Below are 1,302 nucleotides of genomic sequence, written 5' to 3' on the forward strand. Positions count from 1 at the left end.
GTAGGCCAGCGGCCCGGCGGCCAGCTCCCCGAAGCCCATGCGCACCAGGCTCACGGCCAGGTAGAGCTCGTCGCGCCACAGGGCCCGGTTGTCGGCGTAGTGGAAGAGCCTGAGCAGCGCCCCCGCCCCCAGCGCCAGCGCCGTGAGCGCCGCCCACAGCCGACCGGGAGGGGAGGGCGCGGGGGCCCGGGAAGAGGATGGGTCCAGGTCTTCGCCTATCAGAAACGGAGGTTCAGTTACCAGTGTGGAGCTTGAGGTTTGTAGAGATGCCATAGGTGGGTTGGCCATTGAGAGGTTTCAAACCTTCTTTCAAAGGTTTACAGATTTATTCTAGCTATTGGGTAGAGGAAGCGGCTTTAAGGGGCCAGTCTGAATAAGGACACCTCTACGTCCTTACCCGAATAATTTACTTCCGTCTTTTCCCCAAAATTGGAGAAGGTTGCTTCCAGGTTTTTCCCAGGAACATAGGCTCGTTCAAAGTACCAGGCCGGTTGTTCTACAAACCCTCCAATGTTGACTTTCAGATAGGAGTCATACAGGAACCATAACCGCTTGCTTCCCTTCACCTGGCTGAAGCCGGGAGAAAGTTTCTGCAGATACTCCGCTTGGTTGGCAGACTCTGTTTTCAAATCCTTCCCCTCTATGGCGGTGAACTTAAGGTTGTAGGCCTCCTTGTAGTAGGCGTAGGCGTGCCACATATTCCAGTAGACGTACACCATATCGCCTGGCTGGTACCTTTCATTGATAAAGAGCAATGCTTCCCGGTTCTTTTGGTTATTTAGGAAGTAATCCGGGTTTTGGAACTCCCTCACCGCATTATAGGCCAGAGGGGCAAGTAGGAATGAGGCAAGGAGCACCATCACAGATTTCCTTTCGGAGAAGAAAGAATGGATTTCCTGCGCACAGAAGCAGATAAACAAAATGAACATGGGGGCCAGAAATAGTACCAACCGTTCGTAGAACGGGTAAAACTTAAGGCCGGAGGCAACCAGCACTACCAACAAGGGGAAAGCCAAAATGGCAAACCGGTGAAAATTCTTCTTCGCCATCAGAAGCATGCCTCCTGCCAACAGTACCAGTGGCAGAAACCGCAGCACTATAAAGGCGGGCGGAGATGCTATGGCAAACTTGAATGTTTGTCCCAAAGGGTTCTTCACGATTTCATTTGCCTTTACAAAAAACCATTTAAAAAGAACGACTGGGGAGGAAGTCAGAGGCAGGTACGCCTGGCAATACTTTTCGAAGAAGACGGTGAGCCACCCCGAGTCCTGGTAGCGGCCCAGGAACAGGGCGTAGACCGCC

Annotated in this window: 2 protein-coding genes; both read right to left on the minus strand. The window is 52.8% G+C overall.

All coding sequences use genetic code 11. The features are described from left to right. On the minus strand, positions 1 to 273 hold a 273-nt coding region (locus ACW9SV_RS22475), incomplete at its 3' end, for a hypothetical protein (RefSeq protein ID WP_479559029.1). An 83-nt stretch (positions 274 to 356) separates the two neighbouring features. Next, the coding region (locus ACW9SV_RS22480; RefSeq protein WP_479559030.1) for a hypothetical protein at positions 357 to 1,302 on the minus strand (946 nt) is incomplete at its 5' end.

The organism is Rufibacter sp. JT20002 (assembly GCF_056491185.1).